Source organism: Methylotenera sp. E1MeOHC1 (assembly GCF_058745595.1).
Genome location: NZ_CP196025.1, coordinates 500,669 through 524,015, shown reverse-complemented (window position 1 = coordinate 524,015; position 23,347 = coordinate 500,669). Strand labels below are relative to the sequence as shown.

Here is a 23,347-nt window from a genome sequence, read left to right as displayed (position 1 = left end):
TAAAAGTAATGATGTTAAAAACTATATGGTGTCATTAAATGGCGATACATGATGCTTTCTGCGTTCATGTTCAACAGGTCGATTAACTTTACGACGCTCCAAGGGCAGCGAAACAATGAAAGTGGCCCCTCGCCCCTCTTCACTATGAACAGAAACGCTACCACGATGCTTTTTGATGGTTACACTCACAAAATATAAACCTAAACCACTGCCTTCCTGCGCCTGATGCTCGCCTTCAGCTCGGCTGAAGCGTTTAAATATTTTTGCGATCTTTTTTGCCGGTATTCCTGGGCCCTGATCAATCACTTTCAGCACTATCGATTGCTCGTTGCCTTTTAAGATTACACTGATCACGCCCCGCTCTGGTGAATACTTGACCGCATTCAACAACATATTTGAAACAGCTCTCAGCAGCAAACCAAAATCCCCTCTTACCCACACGCACTCCTCGGGAAAGTCTTTATGCAGCTTAAGCTGCTTTGCCATCGATATTTCATACACATCATCAATTGCCTGCTGCGTGAGACTCACTATATCCAGCTCATGAAATCTATTCACATTGGCCATCTCCGCACGCGATGCCTGCAAAAAACCTTCAGCCATGCTGTGTGCGCGGGTTAACATTTTGCTCATACGCTGGGAGTATTTATTGGCTTCGAACTTATCCAGCAACATCATTGCTGCACCAAGCGGCGCCCGAATATCATGTGAGATGAACGCTAACGTATCATTTCTACTTTTATGTAAGTTTCTCAAGTGCTGTGCGGTCAGATTCACCTTTAGAATTCTTGATTGCAACGGATCTACATTAGCTTCGTCCAAGCTATCTTCCGTCACCATACCCAGGGCTGCTAACTCATCACGTAACCGCTGCAACTCCTTATCCAAAGACAACTGCGCAGAGTTAAGCTTGCGCCAACTCCAGACTGGATATGCCAACAATATAGCAGCCAAGGCACCTGAAGCAGGAATCCACAAACTCCACCAGTGCATAATAGAAAGTGAAGCTAAGATAATCGTAGAGAAATATATTGCAATCAGCACCACAGATTTCAAAGGAGGTAGCTTAGGCAGCCATAACAGAGGCAGTGTTGCCAATAATGCACATAGCAAACTAACGACCCAGCTTGGCGCATCCACTACCAATGAAGAGCCCTGCATGGCGGCAATTGCGTTAGCATGAAACTCTATACTTGGCATCGGTTGTGAATAGCTTGAGGCAGGCGTGGACAACACATCCCCAACCCCCAATGCTGTCACACCAATCAATACAATTTTATCTTTAAAAAAACCGGATGAATATTTATTTGCCAGCACATCTAGATAAGATATCTGATTAAAGTGCCCTGGTGGTCCGAAGAAATCAACTTTACGCGGTGCGTAGGAAATCAAACGCTGCGCAGCGTCTCCACCATAACCTAGCGCACTCAACTTCGACGGGTAAATAACAGGAGCAGCAGTATTGATATAAGCAGGGAGCAGTTGGGCAACTTGCAATACTGATTGTGAAAAGTGCGGCAAGCCTACCGTGGATAAGTCAGCTGCTGACACCCCCTCCCACAAGTAAAGACTGCGTGCAACGCCATCAGCATCTAACGAAACATTCAAGCGACCCAAACCAGCCACCGCTGAAGCCAACGGCGGAATAGGCAAACTTTGCTTAATCGCGCCGCCTACATATGGCGCTTCAAGCAAAACAGGCAAGACAACATTGCCGGCACGTCTAATCGCTTGTGCAAAAGCATAGTCTACTTCTTTAGCATCGCGCTCTGGCTCAGAAAAGACAACACCAAAGCCTATTGCTTTCGGTTTCTGGTTAATTAAATGATTGATGAGCTCAGTATGGAATCGCTTAGACCAAGGCCAGCTGCCAATCGCATTTATACTCGCCTCATCAACTGCAACAATCACGATATTGCTTGGTGCATTTTTGAAACTTAGGCGCTGCCCTAAATCATAATAAAAATGATCAAACCGAACTAAAACTTCACTTAAAGTAAATATACAAGCGATTAGTGCAAGTGCAATGGCTGTAAACAACTTGTCATTAATTTGCATAAATCAATGACAGGCTGATAGGGATGATGTGAATGGATTGCTGCAATGCTGGATGCAATGCCTCATTAGCAAAGGAATATTCGCCAAAGCCAATAGCAAAACTACTATACCGCAGGAAAGTTTTTTTATTTTTATGATTATCATGCAAGTTAATTTTCAAACTGTAACTGATGCACAAAATACCACGAACCATCCCATTTTTTTTCAATATCAAGCGATACTGATTGTTAAGTTTTGTAAATTATCGGCAACCGATAAGAGCAGCGACCTACTGATTGCGCTCTAAGCGATAGCCCTGCTGGTAAATTGACGTTAATCTCCAACCATACTCTGATGTAAGCTTTAGCTTCGTGCGTAAATGACTAATATGCACATCTACTTTACGTGTTTCCACCTCTGAAGTAGCACCCCACACCACATTCATCAAATGGACTCTTGATAACAAAGCGCCTTCATTTTTCAAGAAATACAAGGCTAAATCAAACTCTTTATCGGTTAGCCTAACCTCTTCTCCAGCAAGTGTTGCGACCCTTAGTTTCACATCAAAATTTAATGTGCCAAACTCATAATTAGTTTTATCAACCAACTGATTCGATGTGCGCCTTAGCAGTGCATGAATGCGCGCCATTAACAAAGGGCGGCTGGCTGGCTTAACTACATAATCGTCAGCGCCTGCTTCTATTACACGAACAATATCTTGTTCCTCAGACCTGCCAGTGAAAAAAATAATTGGGGGTAACTTATTGGCTCTAAGCTTAATGCTGACCATGACATCAGGCCCCTCCATGTCTGGCAAGGCCCAATCAAACACACATAAATCATATTGTGTATGTGGAAACTGGCGTAAGAAATCTATCCCAGACTTAAAATGGTCCACCTCAAAACCATCTTCTTGCAACCATTCAATCAACACTTCGGCAAATGCCAGATCATCTTCCAACAATGCTATTTTCATTTATATTTTTTATTCCGAATTGGTGGTGTTTACTGCCTAAATTCACTTAACTATTTGCGTCATTTGTTACCAAGCCTGAAAGTAAATAGCTAAGCTAGAATGAGATAATTATGATGACGTACTTTTTATGTTGCAAGCGCCAAATCGCTAGCCAGCAAGGTAGCCACGGTTAAGTCTGCGCTAGTACCCGGGTTGATTTTTCTTGCTTTAAGTGAGGCATCCCAAGCTAGCAACTGCTTTTGCATAAGTTTGGGATTGTGCGTAGCCCAATAGTTAGACTCAATCTCTTTAGCTTCTTGCATCAAGAGATTAGCGACTTGCTCCCCATGCTTGCGCAACACATGTGTGTCGGCATATCTAGTCAAAAATCCTAAATATAAGGCGGTTGTTGCCCAAGCCGCATTTTCCCACTTCAGTAATGCATCAGCATATAAATTAACACCAAAACCCACTATATTCTGAAAAGCATTTGCATATTGCCAGGCAATGCGGTCTTTATCTTGCGCTGAATGCATCATCTCAAGCAAGCTAACTTTAGGAGCCTCATGCACATCATGCTGAGCGGATGCACCCAAGCCGCCCGGGTTAGCAAGCACAATTGCCTTGGCAACCCAAACTGCATCATCTACGCTCAGCTGACTTAATGTTTGGTGCAACTGACCCCACAGTGATTGATTAGCTGGCAAATTTTCTGCTGCATGCAACAGCGGTGCACAGAGCAACAGCATGCCTAAATTGGTGTTTTGCCCAACTGCACTTTGGGTGACTTCTACTGAATAAAAAACACGCTCGCCTACGGATAAGCCTATTCTAGCAATAGGTTCTGCCGTTACATCAGCACTTTGAATAAAGTCCTGAATCGTCATTCCGTGACCATCGGAAAATGCGTGCACATTGCCGGGCTTTAATGCTTGCAACTCGCCCATACATGCGTTTTTGTAGGCTTGTGCTAATTGCGCAGGTGTTAGCTGACTCGACATCACTCAGCCTCCTCGCTCAATTTTTGCAAAAAGTCATCCACTAGCACTTCTGCAATATTAAAATTCGTCACGCTTTGCAGGCCGCGCCATGCGGGAATGCTATTGACTTCAAGCACATAATATTCGCCACTCGCCGCCTGAATCACATCAACGCCGCAGTAGTCTATATCAACCGCTTTAGCTGCTTTTAAAGCAATTTCCACCATTGCATCATCAGCTTCAACTGCTTCGCAGCGGCCGCCAGCTGCAACGTTATTAACAAAGCCACTGCCTAATCTGCGCATTGTAGATATTACTTTGCCAGCAACCACAAACACACGGTAATCATGCGGCGCATCTGCTGTTTCAATGAATTCCTGGAAGTAATAGACGCCATCTACGTATTGCTGCATCGGCACGGGCAAAGGTTCTTCTGCCTCTAGTTTACGCACCCCTTGCCCTTGTGAGCCAAACAGTGGCTTTAATACTAACTGTTGATTATTCCGAGCAGCCTGCTGACGTACCATTTCAGCTTGGTGCCTAGACTCGCATGCCCAAGTAGCCGGCGTCATCACCTGATGCTCACGCAGCAGGAAGCTAGTCATAGCTTTATCTACAGTACGCTCAATTGCACGCGCTTGGTTGTAAATGCGCACGCCTTGCATAGTTAGCAGATGCAAAACATTTAAGCGGGTAATCACCTGCTGTAAGCTACCGCCTGCCACACCACGTACAAAAGCCGCGCGAGGATTGGTATCGAAACCTGGAATATGAATCTGTGAACGTGGTTGCGAAAGATCAATCGCACAGTCTTGCAGTGACACAAAGCTGGCTTCAACCCCACGCTTTGCAAACGCAAGCTTGAGCTGGTTGCCCTGCCAACCAGCATCATCGGTAAAAATAGGTATATTCAAGTGTGCGTAAAACGAATAGTTAAAATGACTCAGGGCTCAATTCACACGCTAACACTTAACGAAACGAGATATTAATCAAATCCGCATTTAACTGACCAGCTTCAAACACATTGCCGGTATCAATGTTTGTAACAGCCACTTTAGCCGGGCTAAACAACATTGGGTCAATTTTGTAAAAGTCCATCTCGTAGAATTTAAATACTTCTGCAAAAGTTTTGCCGTAGTCTTTAGACGCACTACTTGGTAAATCTTGCGCTAACTTCGCTGCCGCAGCATCATCACCCTTCACCTGCAAACTCACAAAACCGCCAAACAAGATAGCATCATTGGTTCGACCCATGCCGGTCATAAAGTCATTGGCTACAGGCGGCAATACAGCTAAACCTGTACCGCTCACAATGTTCTCTAGCGGGAAGTGCAAAGTATGCGCTTTATGCAACGCAACTTCCAATACACGGCCTACAATCTGCACCACACCGGCAACACTGGTGGTTGGCGTTAAGATAATGGTTAACTGCTCTGCAGACATTTTCGTGTCACGCAAGATTTTTTCAATTACTTCAACCGGTGGTACTTTATCTGTTTCCAGCACGATACATGTGCTGGTACCGCTATCTACATAAGCCAGCTCTTTAAACAAATCTTCACGCTGTGCCAATGCACGTGCTGGACCAGAACCTAATGAAAAGAACTTCTCATGACTAAGTGCCCAACCTGCATACTGGCTAGCCAAGCAGGCAAACACTGGCTGCGTTGAGGTCACGGCAATTGCATCATGCCAGTCAGCAAAACGGTCATCTGCCTGTAAACTCACCTCACCTAAACCACCCATACAAATTTCGGCAATTAAACGACCAGCTTCAGCACAGCCTGGAAACTGGATACCTGCATCAACAATGGTACAGCCAGAAGCATGCTTAGATACCCCAACGTGCAAAGTTTCCGCTTGCTCTATTAGCCTGGCTACCAATGGTGCACTCAGCTGGTTAACGCTAGGCTTTGTCGCCAATGTTTGTGTTGAAGAGGTATTTTGCATTTTTTTCCTTTGCACTACTCACCAGCCCCATTGAGGCAAGTTTAATTAATGAGTAGATTGTAATAAATTTTTAATCTGCTGCACTCTAGCCAGCACTTCTTTTTTTGCTGCATCTGCATTATCTGCATATGCAAGCACACTGCAAACTGGGGCGCCAGCTACAATCTTTAATGGTGCGTCCAGCTGGATGGGAGTATCCGTCGCCCAGCTTGGCCAAACCATTTCTGTGTTTAACATTACATCAATATCGGCATACACAACAGCATGCGCTTTAGATACAGCTGCATACTTATCTTGACGCTGGCTAACACCGGCCAACTGCCTATGCACGCACGCTCGTACATGGCGCTCAAACAAAACGCCATTATTATCGTACAAATCAACCGTTGCGCTTAATCTCGGGTTAATTTCCAACACATACATCTGCTCTATACTTACGCTTACTCTATGCACAATTGCATCTAAACTATTCAATCCATGCAGGCCAAATGCAATTGTTAACTGCCTAGCAGCATCTAACAATTGCTGCTGTACAGCAACAGATAACGCTGCATGACTTACCGCACCGCCATAACGAAATGGCATATCCGCACTGGCACTTACCCACTGTTCATTAAAGCCCACCACCTCAATCTCTGCGCCATTGGCTATAAACAATAGCGAAACGGGCAAGCCTTCAAACTTGCGTTGAAAGTAATGCTGTTCTAACCAATGGCTCTGCACCGATGCTGCTGGCTTGATATGTACGCCACCACTACCGCCAGAAAGCTTACGTAGATACAAACTTGAGTCAACAGCAACAGGTAACTGCTCAAAAGTCTCTGGATGCTTGATATTCAATTTTTGCAAAGTTGCAAAAAACACACTTAAATTTTTGGCTGCAGCCAAAGTGGTAGAGGAATTGCCAATCACTGGAATTAACGCTGCCACTTTTTGTAATAAATCCGGCTGCGCTTCAAACCCACTACCGTATACAAAACCTGCAAACTGGCTTAGCTTCGATGCGCCATTGTCTAAACTTTCATTTTCTAGCGTATGGAGCGTTTGCAGCAGGTGTTCTGCATCAAACCCAAAACCATCATATTTCACTATCAGCGCAGTCTCTGCCAACGCAACGGTTTGCGCATCGGAAAATGCATCAATCGCTACAACCCTGTAGCCCGCATTGACCGCGGCCTCAACAAAAGGCCGCGCTGATAAGGCAATGATTAAGAGTGAACTTTTAATAACTCACGCGCCAACTTGAATGCTGCTGAAAATTCCAAGTATTTTGGTTTTTCAAACGGCTGGTCTGTTGGTAGCATTTGTTTAAGTAATTGATGTTGCGTGTTGTACTTCAGTTGACCTACAGCAATTGCGCCAATACCGTAAATGTTAGTACCTTCAATCTTCACGCCATCATCACTTACACTAACACCTTCCACGCCAAGTGGCGAAACGGCATTCACGTCAGCAACCACTTTTAAGTTCTTAGCAAGTGCCAACTGCGCTTTGCTAATCACTTGGATACCAGCAGCTGCTGAGCAAATCACGATATCAGATTGAGCAAGAATCTCTTCTTTTTTGGCCTCAGTTGTACCGTCAACCACTTTCATACTCACTTGGTATTTTTCATTCCAAGCAGCAGCTTTAGGCTCTACAGAAGCCACTGAGCTATGCGCAACCATTTGCACGTTAGCACCTTGCTGCGCTGCAATAATTGATGCACAGCTACCCACTGGGCCAGTAGAACCAAACACACTTAATGTTTTGCCAGTCAAGCTCTCGCCAAAGTTTTCTTTAAGGTGTGCTTCTACTTTTGCAATCATCGCTGCTGCAGTAGTAAACGCGCCTGATGGATCAGCAAATGCTGAACAAGCGAAAGGTGCGAACATTGCTTTTTTAGCAGCGCTTAGCATATCCATTGCTAAATCAATATCGCGACCGCCAATAAAAATACCTTCACGTTTAACACCAGAGAGCCCGCGTGAGAAAATTGCATCTTGCGTTAAACCAGTTACCTCAGAGAGCTCAACATTGGTATACGGCACAATTTTATCAAAGCCAGCGTCGAAGGCCATGTTGACATCGAACGGACTTGCGTTCTTAGCGGCCGTGAATACATGCAAAATGCTAGCTTTTTCCATTGTTACTTTCCTTAATTTTAGTTTATCTGTTTCAGTTTTCATAACCTAACCATTGTAAATTTTATACGGTTACGTCGAATTTATTGAATTTTGCACCATGATTGCACGCACTGCAAATTTTCCATGAAAGTGCGCTATCGGTGAAACTTGTTTTTAATTGCTGCAAATGCTGCTCAGCTTGGTTTTTATTCGCAAATATAGCAAAACCGGTCGGCCCCCAAGAGCTTTGCCCAAAACATGGCGCCCCCATGACCTCAAGGCGCTCAAGCACAGCACTTACCAATCGGCTTGCGTATCTACCACCTTGCACAGGTAAAAAGTAATCCCCTACATGCTGCTGCAGCACTTGGATGCTTTGCCCAAAGGCGACCAAATCTCGCTCTACTAGCGCTGGCATCGCTTGCATCAACACGTGCCTGCACAAATGGGCAGCCAGACTTTCGGGGAAAGTCGGCAGCTCATTAAACGCAATTTTTTCTTGCTCTCCATGAATACCCGGCTCACTTGCATCAAAGATTAACAATATAGCCCACTCTTCAGGAAAATCATACCTAGCCAGCATCGGTGGCGGACTTGTATGCGAAGCGGACACTGCACGCCCGCCATCAACCAATAAGCCACCATAATCAAATGCGGATATGCCTACGCCAGAACGTCGACCTCGCCCAGTTAACGTGGCGAGTTGCATGCTAGTTAAATTAAGCTGGTATAAATGACTTATAGCAGAGCCGGTAGCCAGTGCCATTTGCGTGCCAGAACCTAAACCAGAATGCTCAGGTACAGCCTCGCTGATATTTATTTCAACGCCCTCTGCAACATTCATTGCAGTTAAAATCTGCTGCGCAACTTTAGCAACACGTGCAACTACAGAGTCTGGTACCACACCAGCCCCTGATACATGTAGCGAATGGGATCGCTTGGCACTTAGCACCAGATTAGGCTCAGTAAGACTCAAGCCTATACTGCCGAACTTGCGCCCAAGCCCGCCATGCAAATCAAAAAAACCCATGTGTAAACGACCACTGGTTGACACCTCAACACTAGAGGTCATTGATCATTCCTACTGAACTGATTTTTAATAAAACGCCCTTTGTTAGCGCGCTTTGTTCTGTGTAACATTGCATAGTGATGATCGTATTAATAATGATAATTAGTTTCTGCTTTCATTTTAGCTTAGGCTAAGCAATTTTCATACGCCCAAACATTCATGTCTCAATATTTTTAGCGCTAAACCGCATTTCAAAAACCAAAGATTTTATTCAATGTGCAGTTTTTTCAGGTGACAACCCCAACATAATTAGGCAAAATGAGGGATTATTAAAATAATCTAACGCATTCACCTCCCCTTCTGCGCACCAGGTACCACCCTAACGGGTTAATAAGCCTTAAATGAAGCGCGAGTATCGAGTATATAGTTAGAAAATTAATCATTTGTTTGAAACTAAGGAACTATCATGTCAGCCCACGTTATTCCATTTGAAAATTTACGCAACGTAGACGTCCCTTCAGTCGGCGGGAAAAATGCATCCCTAGGCGAAATGATTTCTCAGCTGTCTGCAAAAGGAGTACGGGTCCCTACTGGCTTTGCTACCACAGCAGATGCCTATCGTGAATTTTTAGCTCAAAATGGCTTGGATGCCAAAATCAATGCTGAGCTTGATAAACTGAACGTCGATGACACACAAGCCCTTGCTGTCTGTGGTAAACAAGTGCGCGAATGGATTATGGCTGCACCATTTCCTGCTGCACTAGAAAAAGCAATTGCTGAAAACTATGAAATCCTGATTGCCAAATCAGGTAACGGCGCTACATTTGCTGTGCGCTCATCTGCAACTGCAGAAGATTTACCGGACGCATCATTTGCTGGTCAACAAGAGTCATTCCTTAACATTCACGGCCTAGATAATATCTTGCACGCAATTAAAGAGGTATTTGCTTCTTTATATAACGACCGTGCAATTTCATACCGTGTGCACAAAGGCTTTGTGCACGCAGATGTTGCACTTTCAGCAGGCGTACAACAAATGGTACGTAGCGACATTGGCTGCGCAGGCGTAATGTTTACGATTGATACTGAGTCTGGCTTTAAAGATGTGGTGTTTATCACATCATCTTACGGTCTAGGTGAAACAGTGGTGCAAGGCGCGGTGAACCCAGATGAGTTCTACGTACACAAACCAACACTCGCTCAAGGCAAGCCTTCAATTGTGCGCCGTACCATGGGTTCTAAACTCATTAAAATGGTATTTAGTGACGCAACTCGCGCTGGCAAAAGCACGCACACGGTGGAAGTGGATCCTGCTGATAGCGACCGCTACTCATTATCAAATGAAGACGTGCTAGAACTAGCACGTTACGCCATGACGATTGAAGCCCACTACGGCTGTCCAATGGATATTGAGTGGGGCAAAAACGGCGTAGATAACAAACTCTACATTCTGCAAGCTCGCCCTGAAACTGTTAAATCACAAGAAGCAGCAAACAATGTCACAGAGACATTTAAGCTCAACAAACACAGCGAAAAACCATTAGTGGTAGGTCGTGCCGTAACACAAAAAGTTGGTGTAGGCCCAGTACGTATCGTGCTAGACCCAGCGGATATGCACCTAGTACAACCAGGTGATGTATTAGTAGCTGACATGACAGACCCTAACTGGGAGCCAGTGATGAAGCGCGCTAGCGCTTTAGTGACCAACCGCGGCGGCCGTACCTGCCACGCAGCAATTATTGCGCGTGAATTGGGTATCCCGGCGATTGTGGGTGCAGTAAACGCTACCGATGTTTTACGTGAAGGTGAAATCGTTACTGTGTCATGTGCAGAGGGTGAATCTGGCTTTGTTTACCACGGTGAAATCGAGTACGACGTAAGCACACAAGCGGCGGCAGCACTTAAAACTGCTCCATGCAAAATCATGATGAACGTTGGTAACCCAGACATGGCATTCAGCTTTGCCAAAACGCCAAATGACGGCGTAGGCTTGGCGCGTTTAGAGTTTGTGATCAACAACATGGTAGGTATCCATCCAAAAGCAATTTTAAATATGGATGCAATGCCAAGTGCGATTCAAACCACCATTAAAAATCGCTCACGTGGCTATGCTTCACCTAAACAATTCTATATCGACAAAGTAGCAGAAGGTGTTGCGACGATTGCAGCAGCGTTCTATCCAAAACCAGTGATTGTGCGTACCTCTGATTTCAAGTCAAACGAGTACAAAAAATTAGTTGGCGGCGAGATTTACGAGCCAGATGAAGAAAACCCAATGATTGGTTTCCGTGGCGCGGCACGTTACATGGCAGAAGACTTCAAAGAGTGCTTTGCAATGGAATGTGTTGCGATGAAAAAAGTACGTGATGAAATGGGCTTAACCAACGTTGAGTTGATGATTCCTTTCGTTCGCACTTTAGCTGAAGCTAAAGCGGTAACTGAAATTATGGCTGCGAATGGTCTTAAACGTGGTGAGAATGGCTTACGCCTGATCATGATGTGTGAGATTCCATCCAACGCATTACTTGCAGAGCAGTTCTTGGCTTACTTTGACGGCTTCTCAATTGGCTCAAACGACCTCACCCAACTAACATTGGGTATGGACCGTGACTCAGGCATCCTTGCAGATGGCTTTGATGAGCGTAACGACGCGGTGAAAGTATTACTGAAAATGGCAATTAGCACCTGTAACCGCCTAGGTAAATACGTAGGTATTTGCGGTCAAGGCCCATCAGACCACCCAGACTTTGCGGAATGGTTAGTGGAAGAAGGCATCCAATCTGTATCACTTAACCCTGATACAGTGGTTGCAACTTGGCAGCGCCTTACAAAATAGTCAATAAACACAGGTAAACTGTCATGATCAAGCGTACCGCATTCTTCGTTTCGGACGGCACAGGCATTACGGCGGGCGCATTAGGTAAATTGCTGGAGCATTTCCCCAGTACTCACTTTACCCAAGTGCGCTTACCGTTCACTAACACGCTAGAGAAGATTAAGCTAGCGCAAGAGGCAATTGCCCATGCAACGGAAGAAGACGGCGGTCGCCCGGTAGTGATTATGACTCTGGGTGACATTGCGTTGCGTAACTCACTCAAGCAATGTAACGCTTACTTTATAGACCTATTCAATACGTTTATTGACCCTTTAGGTTTAGAGCTAGAACAAAAACCACTCACTGGTGCCGGTATTGCACATAGCGTCATGGGCAGCAGCTACAATGAGCGTATGGAAGCAATTAACTTTACGCTTAACCATGACGATGGCATGACCAACAACGGACTAGAAGAAGCTGAAGTGATACTTGTCGGTGTATCACGCTGTGGCAAAACGCCAACTAGCGTTTATCTCGCCATGCAGTTTGGCGTAAAGGCAGCGAACTATCCACTTATCCCTGAAGACTTTGAGCGCGGCACACTACCAGCTGTACTTAATAAACATTTAGGTAAGATTTTTGGATTAACCATTAAAGCTGAACGACTGCATGCGGTGCGTAATGAACGTAGGGCTGGCAGTTTTTATGCTTCATTGGATAATTGTCGTCAGGAAATTGCAACCGCAGAGACACTCATGCGCAATGCGGGCATCACCTGGGCAGACTCTACAAGCCGCTCGGTAGAGGAGCTTTCTGCAATTATTTTAGAAAAAATGCGACACCCTGCAATTAGTAAGTAATCAACTTAGCGTTAATGCGATAAAAATAAAAAAGGTGCTTATCGCACCTTTTTTATTTTTAACTAGCGGAGACTACTTTAAGCTAGGTTTAATCTTACTCAAGATTTCCGCTGCGTTTGGCTTTACATCACTACTAAAAGCATACACATCATTGCCGCCTGGCAAGATCACATACTTAAAGAAATTCCAACTCGGTGTCTGCCCTGTTTTTGCAATCAACTGCTGATAAAATGGATTTGCCGTTTTACCACTCACTGAAGATTTGCTAATCATCGGGAACTTAACTGAATAGGTTAACTTACAAAAATCACCGATTTGCTTATCATCGTTTAACTCTTGCTTAAAATCATTGGATGGAAAACCTATCACTAACAAACCTTGATTTTTGTATTTACTATACAAACCTTCGAGCGCTTCAAACTGTGGGGTAAACCCACACTTGCTTGCAGTATTCACCACTAAAATGGGCTTATCTTGATAATCACACAAGTTGATTTTTCCACCTTGTAAGGTAGAAAACTGATGGTTGTACAACGCAGAGCAAGCAGCATTCGCCATATTGGTCAGTGATAACATTCCTATTAAAAGTAAGGCTAATAAGCCGGATTTTAAAGCACTAGATGAAAAGTACATTTCTACTCACTTAACAATCAATAATATAGATGATACTGTGACTGGGCTTTTTATATTAAATTCCATCGCCACTCCTTAAGGCTTAAGATACTGCACAGCAGCAACACCCAATGCCGCCATTATAAGAGCGCCAAACATGTGAGTAAATGCATGGAGCGCAGCCAAATAATAATCATGCCGATGCAATAAAGACAAACTCTCCCCAGTAAAAGCAGAAAATGTAGTCAAACCACCCAAAAAACCAGTCGTGACGAATAAGCGCAAACTTGGGTGAGCTAGCTCACCCAGGCCAATCAAGCCCATCACAACCCCCATCAACAGGCCACCACTTAGATTAGCAATAAGCGTACCTAGCGGCAGGTTTGGCATGATTGCGTTAAAGGCAATCCCTAACCCCCATCGACTCCAGGCGCCTAATGCTGCCCCCATACCAACAGCTAGCGTATTTGTAAAATTTATCGCGGAATTCATATTCTTAAACCCAGATTAGCAGCGCCGTATAGTAAAATCTTTTTATCAATTTTAGCCAATACTAAAATAAACATAAGAACTTTAGCGAGAAAATCATGGCAATGAAAGTGTTATTTGTGAGCTCTGAGGTCTTTCCACTGATTAAGACCGGTGGATTAGCAGATGTGAGTGGCTCCCTACCCACTGCATTACAAGGGCTAGGTGTTGATATCCGCATCCTAGTGCCAGGCTACCCTGCTGTATTAGCCGCATTAAAAGACTTAAAAACGATTGCACGGGTAAGTCATCTACCGCATATTGACCAAGCCGAACTACAGCTTGGCACAATAGAGAGCACTCAAGTAAAAGTATTGGTGATCAAAGCGCCTAGCATTTATGAGCGTGATGGCGGGCCGTATGCTGACCCGCAAGGGCTTGAGTGGCAAGACAATCCTATACGCTTTGGGGTGTTATCAAAAGTTGCAGCGATATTGGCCAGCAACCACTCACCGCTTAAAGATTGGCAACCCGATATCGTCCATTGCAATGACTGGCAAACCGGTCTAACACCTGCCTACATGCAACTCACCGAGCACGCTCATGCTAAATCAATCATCAGCCTGCATAACATGGCGTTTCAAGGTTGCTACCCGCCACACTGGGTAATGAGCTTGGGCTTACCCAGCGCGAACTTCACGATAGAAGGGTTTGAATATCACAACCAACTCTCATTTTTAAAAGCGGCTATATTCTATGCGGATGCCATCTCTACAGTAAGCCCGCGTTATGCGCAGGAGATTCAAACAACGGCCTTTGGCTTTGGATTAGAAGGCTTGCTTAGCAAACGCGGCCATGAAATCAAAGGCATACTAAATGGTATTGAAACTGACGAGTGGAACCCAGCAACTGATCAGTATTTAACCAAGCATTACAGTGCTAGCAAGCTAGCAGGCAAGAAACAAGTTAAAAAGGCACTACAACAGCACCTTGGGCTCGATATAGATGCAGACGCACCATTGTTGGGCGTGGTAAGCCGCCTCACCCATCAAAAAGGTTTGGATATGCTGTTACCTCACCTGCAAAACCTAATCAATCAAGGCTGCCAATTTGCATTATTGGGTGGTGGTGAATCTGCGCTGGAATTAGAATTTTTAAAGATTGCAGCACAAAACCCTAACCGTGCCAGCGTGACGATTGGCTATAACGAACCACTGTCTCACCAAATCATGGCGGGCTGCGACATGTTTGTGATGCCTTCACGCTTTGAGCCTTGTGGCCTCAATCAGCTATATGGCCTAGCTTACGGTACGCCACCTATCGTTAACGCCACTGGCGGCCTTGCAGACTCCATTATTGATGCAGATGCAACACACCTACAGAATAAAACCGCTAATGGTTTTGTAATGGTAGAAGCAAGTAGTGATGGCTTAATTGCCAGCATCCAACGCGCTTTAGATATGTTCAGAACTGCACCAAAAGTGTGGAAACAGCTACAAACAACTGGGATGTCTCAAGATTTAAGCTGGGATAAAAGCGCTCAAGAGTACTTGGCTTTATACCAAACGCTAATTTAAGTACTCTTAAAAGGAGAAGGGGTGGTAGTTGGCATGCTTAATGCTTATATAAAATTAAGCTTACATATCTCCTAAGCCGATTTCTCCCCTTCAGGCGCCTTTAGTTGGCGCCTTTTTTTATCTATACTTTAAGTAATTAATCCGTTGAGTAACTAAACTTTCATAGACATTAAATATTTAAGCACACATTACTTCACGATAAAGTGTTCACGGTAATATTTAAGCTCATCAATTGACTCATAAATATCAGCTAATGCCTCATGACGGCTCGCCTTTTTAAATCCTGAATAAATCTCAGGTTTCCACCTGCGAGCAAGCTCTTTAAACACGCTTACGTCTAAATTGCGATAATGGAAAAAGCTCTCAAGTTCCGGCATGTATCGTGCCATGAAGCGTCTGTCTTGGCAGATTGAGTTACCGCACATTGGTGATTTTCCTGATGGCACATGCGCTTTAAGGAATTCAATCATTTGCGCTGAAGCTTCAGCTTCGCTTAATGTAGATGCTTTTACTTTGTCGATTAAGCCAGAGCGGCCATGTGCGCCTTTGTTCCAAGCGTCCATACCGTCCAACACCTCATCAGATTGATGCACAACGAACACAGGTGACTCTGCTAGGACATTTAAATCTGCATCGGTCACCACCGCTGCCAATTCCAAAATACGGTCAGAATCTGGCAGTAAACCGCTCATTTCCATATCAAGCCAAATTAAATTATTCTGATTCGTCGTATTGTCTGCTGCTGCCATCATGATTTCCATTAAAATGAGTATTATTAAGTAAACTGGGTGAACCATCACATATAAAATGCTTCACAATACGTATATTAACTTAATTCAATTCTTAAACGAACGATAAAATGGCTCACACTCTCACCATCACTTTCATTAGCTTGCTGATTGCAACCACATTTGTACGTATATGGCTTGGCAAACGCCATATTGCGCATGTGCAATCTCACCGTAATCAGGTTCCTCAAGCTTTTAGCGAAAATATCGCACTAGAGGCGCATCAAAAAGCCGCGGATTACTCTACAGACAAAACCAAATTAGCACTGCTAGAAGCCACAGTGCAAGCTGTCTTATTGGCAGCATTAACCATTGGCGGCGGCTTGCAATGGATAGATGATGTATGGCGCAACCTGATTGTTAATCATGACATTGCGCGTGGTGCGCTTGTGATTGTGAGTGCAATGCTGGTGAGCAGCATGATTGATTTACCGTTTGAATACTATAAAACATTTGTCGTGGATGAAAAATTTGGCTTTAACAAAATGACGCCTGCGATGTTCTTTAGCGACCTAGTAAAACAAAGTGTGGTGGGCATCATTTTAGGCGCACCAATTCTTTTTGCAGCCTTGTGGTTGATGCAGGGTGCTGGTCAATACTGGTGGCTTTATCTTTGGATAATCTGGAGCGCGTTTAATTTGATTATGCTTGCGGTATACCCAACGTTTATCGCTCCATTCTTCAACAAATTCACACCATTAGAAGACCAAGCGTTAAAACAAAGAATTGAGTCACTGCTCACCAAATGTGGCTTTAAATCTCAAGGCCTGTTTGTAATGGATGGCTCAGCACGCAGCAGCCATGGCAATGCTTACTTTACCGGTTTTGGTGCATCAAAACGCGTCGTGTTTTTTGATACCTTACTAGATAGATTAAACGCTGATGAGATTGAAGCAGTGCTAGCACATGAGCTTGGCCACTTTAAGCACCACCATGTGATTAAACGCATTGCCATGATGTTTTTTGTAAGCTTCCTCGGCTTAGCGCTGCTAGGCTGGCTCATGAACCAGGATTGGTTCTATACGGGTCTTGGTGTAAGTGAAGTAAGCAACCATATGGCGCTAGTGTTATTTTTGCTCGTTTCACCAGTGTTTTTATTTATCTTAAGGCCAATTATGGCGAGCTATTCACGCAAAAATGAATTTGAAGCTGACAGCTACGCAGCTAAACATGCAAATGCCAAATATTTGATTGAGGCATTGGTGAAGCTGTATCGTGACAATGCGTCTACTTTAACGCCGGATCCGCTACATTCGGCTTTTTATGACTCACATCCACCAGCAAGTATTCGAATTTCAAAATTAGCGGCGTATACTAGCTAACATCCTCTTTAAAAGGTGAGCGAGATGAAATTATTGCCATATTTGGTATTGCTGTTCATCAGTTGCAGTGCGTTTGCCGAGCCTTTCCAAAAATCAGATGCAGCAGCAGGTAAAGTGTTAGTTCAACAACATTGTATCCGCTGCCACGCTGCTAGCTTTGGTGGTGATGGCTCGGGTATTTACACACGTGAGTTTCGTAAAGTAAAAAATTCGAACGCATTAGCTGCACAAGTACGTAATTGCAACACTATGTTAGGCCTGAAGTGGTTTGAAGACGAAGAGCTTAATGTTGCAAAATACCTTAACCAACAATACTATAAATTTACAGAATAGCGGGCACGTGAGTATCTCAATTAATACGCAAGATAAAACAGGCTTGCAAGGCACTGTAGTTGCCGCTTACGGCAAACGCTACCAAGTAGAACTCACGGACACCAAGCAGCGTATCAGTTGTGTTACTCGTGGTAAAAAAACCGACCTTGCTTGCGGTGATTTTGTTGTAATCAAACTCACAGATAAACACGAAGGTGTGGTTGAGTCTACCCTGCCCCGCAAAACGCTGCTGTTTCGCAGCAACGCCTTTAAAAGCAAAATGCTTGCTGCAAACGTCACGCAAATCATTATCGTATTAGCAACGCAGCCTAGCTTTTATGAAGCCCTGCTCAACCGCTGTTTAATTGCGGCAGAAGCGGCTGACATTAAAGCCCTGATTATACTCAACAAGTGCGACCTGACAGATAACCATGATGCACTGCAAAAACTGGAGCTGTATACCAAACTGGGCTATCAGGTATTGCCGTTATCAGCAAAACAAGATATCTCTAGCCTGAGACCATACCTGCAAGATGAAATCAGCATTCTAGTCGGGCAATCGGGCATGGGGAAATCTACCATTATCAATGCACTACTACCATCTGAGGCGGTGCGCACACAGGAAGTCAGCCAAGTGCTGGATAGCGGCAAACACACCACTACTGCAGCGCATTTATATCACCTTGACGCAAGCAGCCAGCTCATTGACTCACCTGGTCTGCAAGAGTTTGGCTTACACCACTTGAGTACAGGTGAGCTGGAACATGCCTTTATTGAGTTCAGGCCATTTTTAGGAAAATGCAGGTTTAACAACTGCAAGCACTTGCAAGAGCCTGATTGTGCGATTACCGAAGCGCTGCAACAGGATAAAATATCGGCAGAAAGATTAGCGATATATAAAATGTTACGCACTGAGATTTCTCACCAGATATAGCAAGCAATTCACAGGTCAAGCAACCCACAGGTATAGTATGACAACCGCTTTCATTACTCACCCTGACACTTTATTACACATCATGGATGGTAACCATCCAGAATCACCGGCGCGCATTACTGCCATTAAGAACGCACTGGTCAAACAAGGCATTTACGAGCACCTAGCCGTATACGAAGCCCCTGCAGCAACCGATATGCAATTGGCACGAGTACACCACCCAGATTACATTAAGCGCATTCGTGCGCTATCGCCCAAGGCTGGCTTAGTGCGGCTGGATGTAGATACTGCCATGGGGCCGATGAGTTTATCCGCCACGCTACATGCCAGCGGTGCAGCAGTACTAGCGACCGACTTAGTCATGCAAGGTAAAGTTGATAATGCTTTCTGCTGTGTTAGACCGCCTGGCCACCATGCCGGCCGAGCCAATAGCGCAGGATTCTGTATTTTTAACCATATTGCAGTTGGCGTTGCACACGCCTTAGCCCAATACAAAGTGCAGCGTGTTGCGATTATCGATTTTGATGTGCATCATGGAGATGGCACAGAGGATATTTTCAAAAGCAATCCGCAAGTCATGCTTTGCTCAACATTCCAGCACCCATTTTATCCACACCGAGGGTTTAATACGCGCACCGCAACCATGATTAACGTACCTTTGGCAGCAAATGCGGATGGAAAGCAATACCAACAAGCGTTTAACCATGAGTTTTTACCTGCGCTCAACCAATTCAAGCCTGATATTATTTATGTATCAGCAGGATTTGACGCGCATGTTGATGACCCGCTGGCGGGCATGCATTTAATTGATCAAGACTATGCGTGGATAACCACTTTTATTAAACAAGTGGCAAAGCAGCATGCGCAAAGCAGAATCATCTCTTTGTTAGAGGGCGGCTACCATTTGCCGGCATTAGCCCAAGCAGCCAGCACGCACGTCAGCATCCTGTTGCAGGCGTAAAATAAGACGTTGAATGATGCGAGGAATGAAACGATAATGTTTACTGTGCATTCGGTTTTGAGTATGCATCGCCACCAGCAATGGTTTAAAGCTACCCAGATTAAGATAAACCAATACAGCTAATGTATAAAACAACTTTCAGGATTTTATCAATTGACTGACATTCGCAAAGAACAGACTCCTGTACATGCACTGGCAATTGGTATGTTTGTGTGTGAGCTTGACCGGCCTTGGCTTGGTACACCTTTTTTATTAGAAGGCCTATTAATTGAAGATGCTGAACAGATTGCCACGCTTGCTGCTTTGTGTGAGTTTGTCTATATAGATCGTACTGTTTCACTTGGTGAGCACTATTTGGCACCGCAAAAGAAATCAATTGCAGTGCAACATCACGCCTCAAGCAGCATATATCATTCAGCTGCGTCGAACCCACCCACAGCAAGTGCTCGTCCACAAGACAGTAAACTTAGCCAGAGCAAAGAACAACTTTCCTTTTTTAAGGTAATTCGAGAGATTCAAGATTACAAACAGGATTTCAAACAGAATACAGCACAAACACCTAGCCACAATAATGCAAACGTCAACCTAAGCTATTTAAGCCAAGAAGCGGGACTTGATACTGAAAACGCGCACGCGGACCTGACTTTATCCAAACAAATCAAGGCGGATTTATCACGCTTTGTATCGGGATTAAAAGGCTGGCGACCAAACTTAAAAAGAAGGATGAATAGCCACTCTTCTGCCCAAGTCAGTCAAAATAAAGCGCTTGCCGATGCAGACACAGCCACACATCTGCACCATACATTGACTGAAGAAAAATACCCTGTAGAGCAAGAAATTAGCACCGTTTATCCGACTTATGAGAAAACACAGCTAGTCACGCGCGAGTTCTTTAACGCAATGGCAGAGGGCCAGCTGGTAGACTTAAATAAAGTAGATGAAACCCTCAATGACATGGTCGATAGCATAGAGCGTAATTCAGACGCCCTGTTGTGGCTAGCACGTTTAAAACAAACGGATGACTACTCTTACAACCACGCACTCAATGTTTCAATCATGCTGATGGCGCTCGCCAACTTCATGGCCTTGCCCAAAAAGCAGATTAAAGACCTAGGCCTTGCCGGCCTATTACAAGATATAGGCAAAGTAAAAATCCCTAAAGATCTGCTACAAAAGAGAGAGAAAATCTCGGCAGAAGAATATGAAATATTTAAAAAACACGTAGACTACGCTTTAGCATTACTGGAAGTTACGAATAATATTTCCAGCACCACCATGATTGCTGTATCTCAGCACCATGAACGCATTGATGGTAGCGGCTACCCATTTCAGCTTAAAGGTAAGCAAATCAGCCTGCCTGGGCAAATGGCCGGTCTGATTGACACATACTGCGCACTCACTAGCAATAAGGCTTATGCCAAAGGCGTTTATAATCAATCTGCACTAGAAAAAATACATGCACTGCGCGACAACAAGTTTGACGGGCATTTAATTGATCAATTGGTGCAGTTTTTAGGCATGTATCCAGTAAGCTCTTTGGTCGAACTCAACTCTGGAGAAGTAGGCGTTGTTATTCAGCAGAATAGCGTGCGCCGCCTGTTGCCCAAGGTCATGATTTTACTCAACCCAGACAAAACAAAAAACGAATACCCACCCACACTTAATCTAATCAATGCACCATTAACACCTAGCGGTGAACCATACAAAATAGTCAGGGGATTACCTCCTGATAGCTATGGTCTCAATATCAACAATTATTTTAGCTAACCGATCACCGCCTAATGAAGAAATTACAAGAAGAAATCTATAGCTCAATAGATCATGAGTTCACACTGAATATATCACCCAATGATTTATTGAACATCATGCAGGCTTATCAATTAAGCCCTAATGACCTTGCTGGCCCCTACCATTACACCCCTCAAACAGCGGTAGTCAGTTTAAATGCTACTGCCGGCGGCCTCTTACAGATATTGCAACAATGGCCTACGCAATTAAACTGGTCTCAACTCAATCAGGCCATCGATGAAATGCTACACCAGTGGTTACAGGATTACAAAGCAGGTGCAAAGCTAGGGGATGCGCTCATCCTTTGCCAATCCATACTGTTGCACACAGAACCTAGCGCAGACACAACACTGTCTCGATACAATCATCAGTTTCATCTGGTGCTGACGCATTTATTAGCGCTGGCAACTAACGAATTTGATCAGTATCGGTATAACTACTCCAAGAGTTTTGATTTAGCCACTGGCTTACCCAACCACCAACTCATGCTTAAACTGATTAAAAAAGCTGAGGCTGAACACATCAATCTGGGTTTGCTTTTACTTAATCTGAATATCAATGCAGATAAAGAAAGAAAAATAAATACTGACCAATCGACACTGGCATTGGCTGCGGTTGATCTCATACAGCAACACCTAAGTTCAGATACCAGACTATTTCATATTGGCCCCAATGAGTTCGCGATTATCATTGAAGACTTGCACTTTCCTGCACAGCTCAACCTGATTGCATCAGAGCTTATTCACGCTTTTGAGTCATCATTACCACTGGTCAACAACAGCCTAATCGTGAAACCTTACTTTGGTGGTGTTACCACGTTTAAGCATACTTCTAAAGCACACTCGCTGTATGAATGCGCTAAATTGGCGTTGCACCATGCAATGATTAATCATTATCAGATTGAAATGTATGACCAACACATCACCAGCGTATTCTCTAGCACGCACTCATTAGAGGAGGCAATTATTGAGGCCTTGCAGAACAATGAGCTGGAAGTCTATTTGCAGCCGATTGTAAGCCTGCCTAAGCATGACTCAGCCTACGCCACTTGTGTAAGCGCAGAGATGCTATTACGTTGGCACAATGCAGAGTGGGTTGGTATCTCGCCGATGCGCCTGATCGACACCATCTACAAAAAAGGCTTTGGTAAAATATTTATCCGCTGGCTCATCAACACTGCATGCCAACGCATTGCCGAGATTATCGCCACCCACCAAAATAGCTTTGCATTGACAGTGAACCTATCCTCACCAGACCTCTTGGATGCAGACTTGCCAGAGCTAATTGCACAATCTATTGCCCTGTGGGATATCCCTGCTAAATCATTGGTAATTGAAATCACTGAAAGTGATTTGCTATTGGATGAGAAAAAAGCCATGTCTGTGATTAACCGGATTTCGCAGCTAGGTTGCTCATTTGCGCTGGATGACTTTGGCACCGGTTACTCATCCATGACTAGACTGCGCAACATGCCGATTAGCCTAGTTAAAATCGACCAGTCATTTGTGAAACAGATTGAGCAATCTCCGCAAGATAGAGAGATTGTGCTCTCTATTATCCAGCTGGCGCATAGCTTGGGTAAAACCGTAGTGGCTGAAGGCGTAGAAGAATTAAGCTGCCTCAACATCCTCACAGAAATGCAATGCGACAAGATACAAGGTTATTACTATTCAAAATCAATGTCACTCAATGACTTTAATGTATGGCTTTCTAACTTTCAAAACCAACATGCGCTATTAACGCATAAACGTGAGTAATCGCGATTGAACCTCTAAGCCCTCATCTCTAAGCTAACAACTCAACGGAGTGGGGGTATAATGGCGGTTGTTGGTTACGTTCAGCTTAATTGAACGTGCTATTAAAATCACTCTTTG

General features: G+C 44.3%; 20 protein-coding genes. 9 read left to right on the top strand and 11 right to left on the bottom strand.

What is annotated here, in order from left to right; all coding sequences use genetic code 11:
* Nucleotides 1-21 precede the first annotated feature (21 nt).
* The 8 genes from ACSSU7_RS02370 to ACSSU7_RS02335 all read right to left on the bottom strand — a co-directional run bounded on the left by ACSSU7_RS02370 (nucleotide 22) and on the right by ACSSU7_RS02335 (nucleotide 9,099).
* A complete protein-coding gene (locus ACSSU7_RS02370) occupies nucleotides 22-2,058 on the bottom strand; it encodes a CHASE2 domain-containing protein (RefSeq protein WP_492517146.1) in 2,037 nt (678 codons plus the stop codon).
* A gap of 268 nt (nucleotides 2,059-2,326) precedes the next feature.
* Entirely contained in the window at nucleotides 2,327-3,013 is a 687-nt protein-coding gene (locus tag ACSSU7_RS02365) for a response regulator transcription factor (RefSeq protein WP_492517145.1), read from the bottom strand.
* A 125-nt stretch (nucleotides 3,014-3,138) separates the two neighbouring features.
* Entirely contained in the window at nucleotides 3,139-3,993 is an 855-nt protein-coding gene (locus ACSSU7_RS02360; RefSeq protein WP_492517144.1) for a triphosphoribosyl-dephospho-CoA synthase, read from the bottom strand.
* The gene (locus ACSSU7_RS02355) at nucleotides 3,993-4,886 is read right to left on the bottom strand and encodes an ATP-grasp domain-containing protein (protein ID WP_492517143.1); all 894 of its coding nucleotides are present in this window, start codon (nucleotides 4,884-4,886) and stop codon (nucleotides 3,993-3,995) included. Before ACSSU7_RS02355 ends, ACSSU7_RS02360 begins: the two co-directional genes overlap by 1 nt.
* A gap of 55 nt (nucleotides 4,887-4,941) precedes the next feature.
* Nucleotides 4,942-5,922, bottom strand: a complete 981-nt coding sequence (mch, locus tag ACSSU7_RS02350; protein WP_492517142.1) for a methenyltetrahydromethanopterin cyclohydrolase — start codon at nucleotides 5,920-5,922, stop codon at nucleotides 4,942-4,944.
* A 45-nt stretch (nucleotides 5,923-5,967) separates the two neighbouring features.
* Nucleotides 5,968-7,032 (bottom strand): ATP-grasp domain-containing protein, encoded by a 1,065-nt coding sequence (locus ACSSU7_RS02345; RefSeq protein WP_492517141.1) that lies wholly within the window; start codon nucleotides 7,030-7,032, stop codon nucleotides 5,968-5,970.
* A gap of 98 nt (nucleotides 7,033-7,130) precedes the next feature.
* Nucleotides 7,131-8,048, bottom strand: coding sequence for an NAD(P)-dependent methylenetetrahydromethanopterin dehydrogenase (locus ACSSU7_RS02340; RefSeq protein WP_492517140.1), 918 nt, complete (start codon nucleotides 8,046-8,048; stop codon nucleotides 7,131-7,133).
* Nucleotides 8,049-8,109: 61 nt separating this feature from the next.
* Nucleotides 8,110-9,099, bottom strand: coding sequence for a beta-ribofuranosylaminobenzene 5'-phosphate synthase family protein (locus ACSSU7_RS02335; protein ID WP_492517139.1), 990 nt, complete (start codon nucleotides 9,097-9,099; stop codon nucleotides 8,110-8,112).
* Between the two features lie 403 nt (nucleotides 9,100-9,502).
* Between ACSSU7_RS02335 and ppsA the strand changes: the two genes are divergently transcribed.
* Nucleotides 9,503-11,872 carry a phosphoenolpyruvate synthase gene (ppsA, locus tag ACSSU7_RS02330; RefSeq protein ID WP_492517138.1) on the top strand — a complete coding sequence of 790 codons (2,370 nt, stop codon included), beginning with the start codon at nucleotides 9,503-9,505 and terminating at the stop codon, nucleotides 11,870-11,872.
* A gap of 23 nt (nucleotides 11,873-11,895) precedes the next feature.
* Nucleotides 11,896-12,711, top strand: coding sequence for a pyruvate, water dikinase regulatory protein (locus ACSSU7_RS02325; RefSeq protein WP_492517137.1), 816 nt, complete (start codon nucleotides 11,896-11,898; stop codon nucleotides 12,709-12,711).
* Between the two features lie 72 nt (nucleotides 12,712-12,783).
* On the opposite strand, the gene ACSSU7_RS02320 is transcribed toward ACSSU7_RS02325, so the two are convergent.
* Entirely contained in the window at nucleotides 12,784-13,344 is a 561-nt protein-coding gene (locus ACSSU7_RS02320) for a glutathione peroxidase (protein WP_492517136.1), read from the bottom strand.
* A 75-nt stretch (nucleotides 13,345-13,419) separates the two neighbouring features.
* Nucleotides 13,420-13,815: a fluoride efflux transporter CrcB gene (gene crcB, locus ACSSU7_RS02315; protein ID WP_492517135.1), complete on the bottom strand. Its 396-nt coding sequence runs from the start codon at nucleotides 13,813-13,815 to the stop codon at nucleotides 13,420-13,422.
* A 95-nt stretch (nucleotides 13,816-13,910) separates the two neighbouring features.
* Here crcB and glgA point away from each other — a divergent pair, with 95 nt between their 5' ends.
* Entirely contained in the window at nucleotides 13,911-15,368 is a 1,458-nt protein-coding gene (gene glgA, locus ACSSU7_RS02310; RefSeq protein ID WP_492517134.1) for a glycogen synthase GlgA, read from the top strand.
* 188 nt (nucleotides 15,369-15,556) lie between these two features.
* Here the strand turns inward: glgA and orn are convergent, their stop codons facing one another.
* Nucleotides 15,557-16,117 carry an oligoribonuclease gene (gene orn, locus ACSSU7_RS02305; RefSeq protein ID WP_492517805.1) on the bottom strand — a complete coding sequence of 187 codons (561 nt, stop codon included), beginning with the start codon at nucleotides 16,115-16,117 and terminating at the stop codon, nucleotides 15,557-15,559.
* Between the two features lie 110 nt (nucleotides 16,118-16,227).
* Between orn and ACSSU7_RS02300 the strand changes: the two genes are divergently transcribed.
* The 6 genes from ACSSU7_RS02300 (at nucleotide 16,228) to ACSSU7_RS02275 (ending at nucleotide 23,230) form a co-directional block, all read left to right on the top strand.
* Nucleotides 16,228-17,478: a M48 family metallopeptidase gene (locus tag ACSSU7_RS02300; protein WP_492517133.1), complete on the top strand. Its 1,251-nt coding sequence runs from the start codon at nucleotides 16,228-16,230 to the stop codon at nucleotides 17,476-17,478.
* A gap of 24 nt (nucleotides 17,479-17,502) precedes the next feature.
* Entirely contained in the window at nucleotides 17,503-17,811 is a 309-nt protein-coding gene (locus tag ACSSU7_RS02295) for a cytochrome c (RefSeq protein WP_492517132.1), read from the top strand.
* Nucleotides 17,765-18,724 (top strand): ribosome small subunit-dependent GTPase A, encoded by a 960-nt coding sequence (gene rsgA, locus ACSSU7_RS02290; RefSeq protein ID WP_492517131.1) that lies wholly within the window; start codon nucleotides 17,765-17,767, stop codon nucleotides 18,722-18,724. Before ACSSU7_RS02295 ends, rsgA begins: the two co-directional genes overlap by 47 nt.
* Before the next feature lie 37 nt (nucleotides 18,725-18,761).
* Nucleotides 18,762-19,685, top strand: a complete 924-nt coding sequence (locus ACSSU7_RS02285; protein WP_492517130.1) for a histone deacetylase family protein — start codon at nucleotides 18,762-18,764, stop codon at nucleotides 19,683-19,685.
* A gap of 153 nt (nucleotides 19,686-19,838) precedes the next feature.
* On the top strand, nucleotides 19,839-21,452 hold the full coding sequence (locus tag ACSSU7_RS02280; protein WP_492517129.1) for a cyclic di-GMP phosphodiesterase: 1,614 nt from the start codon (nucleotides 19,839-19,841) through the stop codon (nucleotides 21,450-21,452).
* Nucleotides 21,453-21,466: 14 nt separating this feature from the next.
* Nucleotides 21,467-23,230 carry an EAL domain-containing protein gene (locus tag ACSSU7_RS02275; protein ID WP_492517128.1) on the top strand — a complete coding sequence of 588 codons (1,764 nt, stop codon included), beginning with the start codon at nucleotides 21,467-21,469 and terminating at the stop codon, nucleotides 23,228-23,230.
* Nucleotides 23,231-23,347 lie beyond the last annotated feature (117 nt).

Excerpts from the sequence above, each read along its gene's own strand:
- mch (WP_492517142.1), bottom strand. The coding sequence starts at position 5,922 with ATGCAAAATACCTCTTCAACACAAACATTGGCGACAAAGCCTAGCGTT.
- ACSSU7_RS02335 (WP_492517139.1), bottom strand. The coding sequence starts at position 9,099 with ATGACCTCTAGTGTTGAGGTGTCAACCAGTGGTCGTTTACACATGGGT.
- ppsA (WP_492517138.1), top strand. The coding sequence starts at position 9,503 with ATGTCAGCCCACGTTATTCCATTTGAAAATTTACGCAACGTAGACGTC.
- orn (WP_492517805.1), bottom strand. The coding sequence starts at position 16,117 with ATGGCAGCAGCAGACAATACGACGAATCAGAATAATTTAATTTGGCTT.
- ACSSU7_RS02340 (WP_492517140.1), bottom strand. The coding sequence starts at position 8,048 with ATGGAAAAAGCTAGCATTTTGCATGTATTCACGGCCGCTAAGAACGCA.
- rsgA (WP_492517131.1), top strand. The coding sequence starts at position 17,765 with ATGTTGCAAAATACCTTAACCAACAATACTATAAATTTACAGAATAGC.
- ACSSU7_RS02275 (WP_492517128.1), top strand. The coding sequence starts at position 21,467 with ATGAAGAAATTACAAGAAGAAATCTATAGCTCAATAGATCATGAGTTC.
- ACSSU7_RS02295 (WP_492517132.1), top strand. The coding sequence starts at position 17,503 with ATGAAATTATTGCCATATTTGGTATTGCTGTTCATCAGTTGCAGTGCG.
- ACSSU7_RS02370 (WP_492517146.1), bottom strand. The coding sequence starts at position 2,058 with ATGCAAATTAATGACAAGTTGTTTACAGCCATTGCACTTGCACTAATC.
- crcB (WP_492517135.1), bottom strand. The coding sequence starts at position 13,815 with ATGAATTCCGCGATAAATTTTACAAATACGCTAGCTGTTGGTATGGGG.
- ACSSU7_RS02285 (WP_492517130.1), top strand. The coding sequence starts at position 18,762 with ATGACAACCGCTTTCATTACTCACCCTGACACTTTATTACACATCATG.
- ACSSU7_RS02365 (WP_492517145.1), bottom strand. The coding sequence starts at position 3,013 with ATGAAAATAGCATTGTTGGAAGATGATCTGGCATTTGCCGAAGTGTTG.
- ACSSU7_RS02320 (WP_492517136.1), bottom strand. The coding sequence starts at position 13,344 with ATGTACTTTTCATCTAGTGCTTTAAAATCCGGCTTATTAGCCTTACTT.
- glgA (WP_492517134.1), top strand. The coding sequence starts at position 13,911 with ATGGCAATGAAAGTGTTATTTGTGAGCTCTGAGGTCTTTCCACTGATT.
- ACSSU7_RS02325 (WP_492517137.1), top strand. The coding sequence starts at position 11,896 with ATGATCAAGCGTACCGCATTCTTCGTTTCGGACGGCACAGGCATTACG.
- ACSSU7_RS02300 (WP_492517133.1), top strand. The coding sequence starts at position 16,228 with ATGGCTCACACTCTCACCATCACTTTCATTAGCTTGCTGATTGCAACC.
- ACSSU7_RS02360 (WP_492517144.1), bottom strand. The coding sequence starts at position 3,993 with ATGTCGAGTCAGCTAACACCTGCGCAATTAGCACAAGCCTACAAAAAC.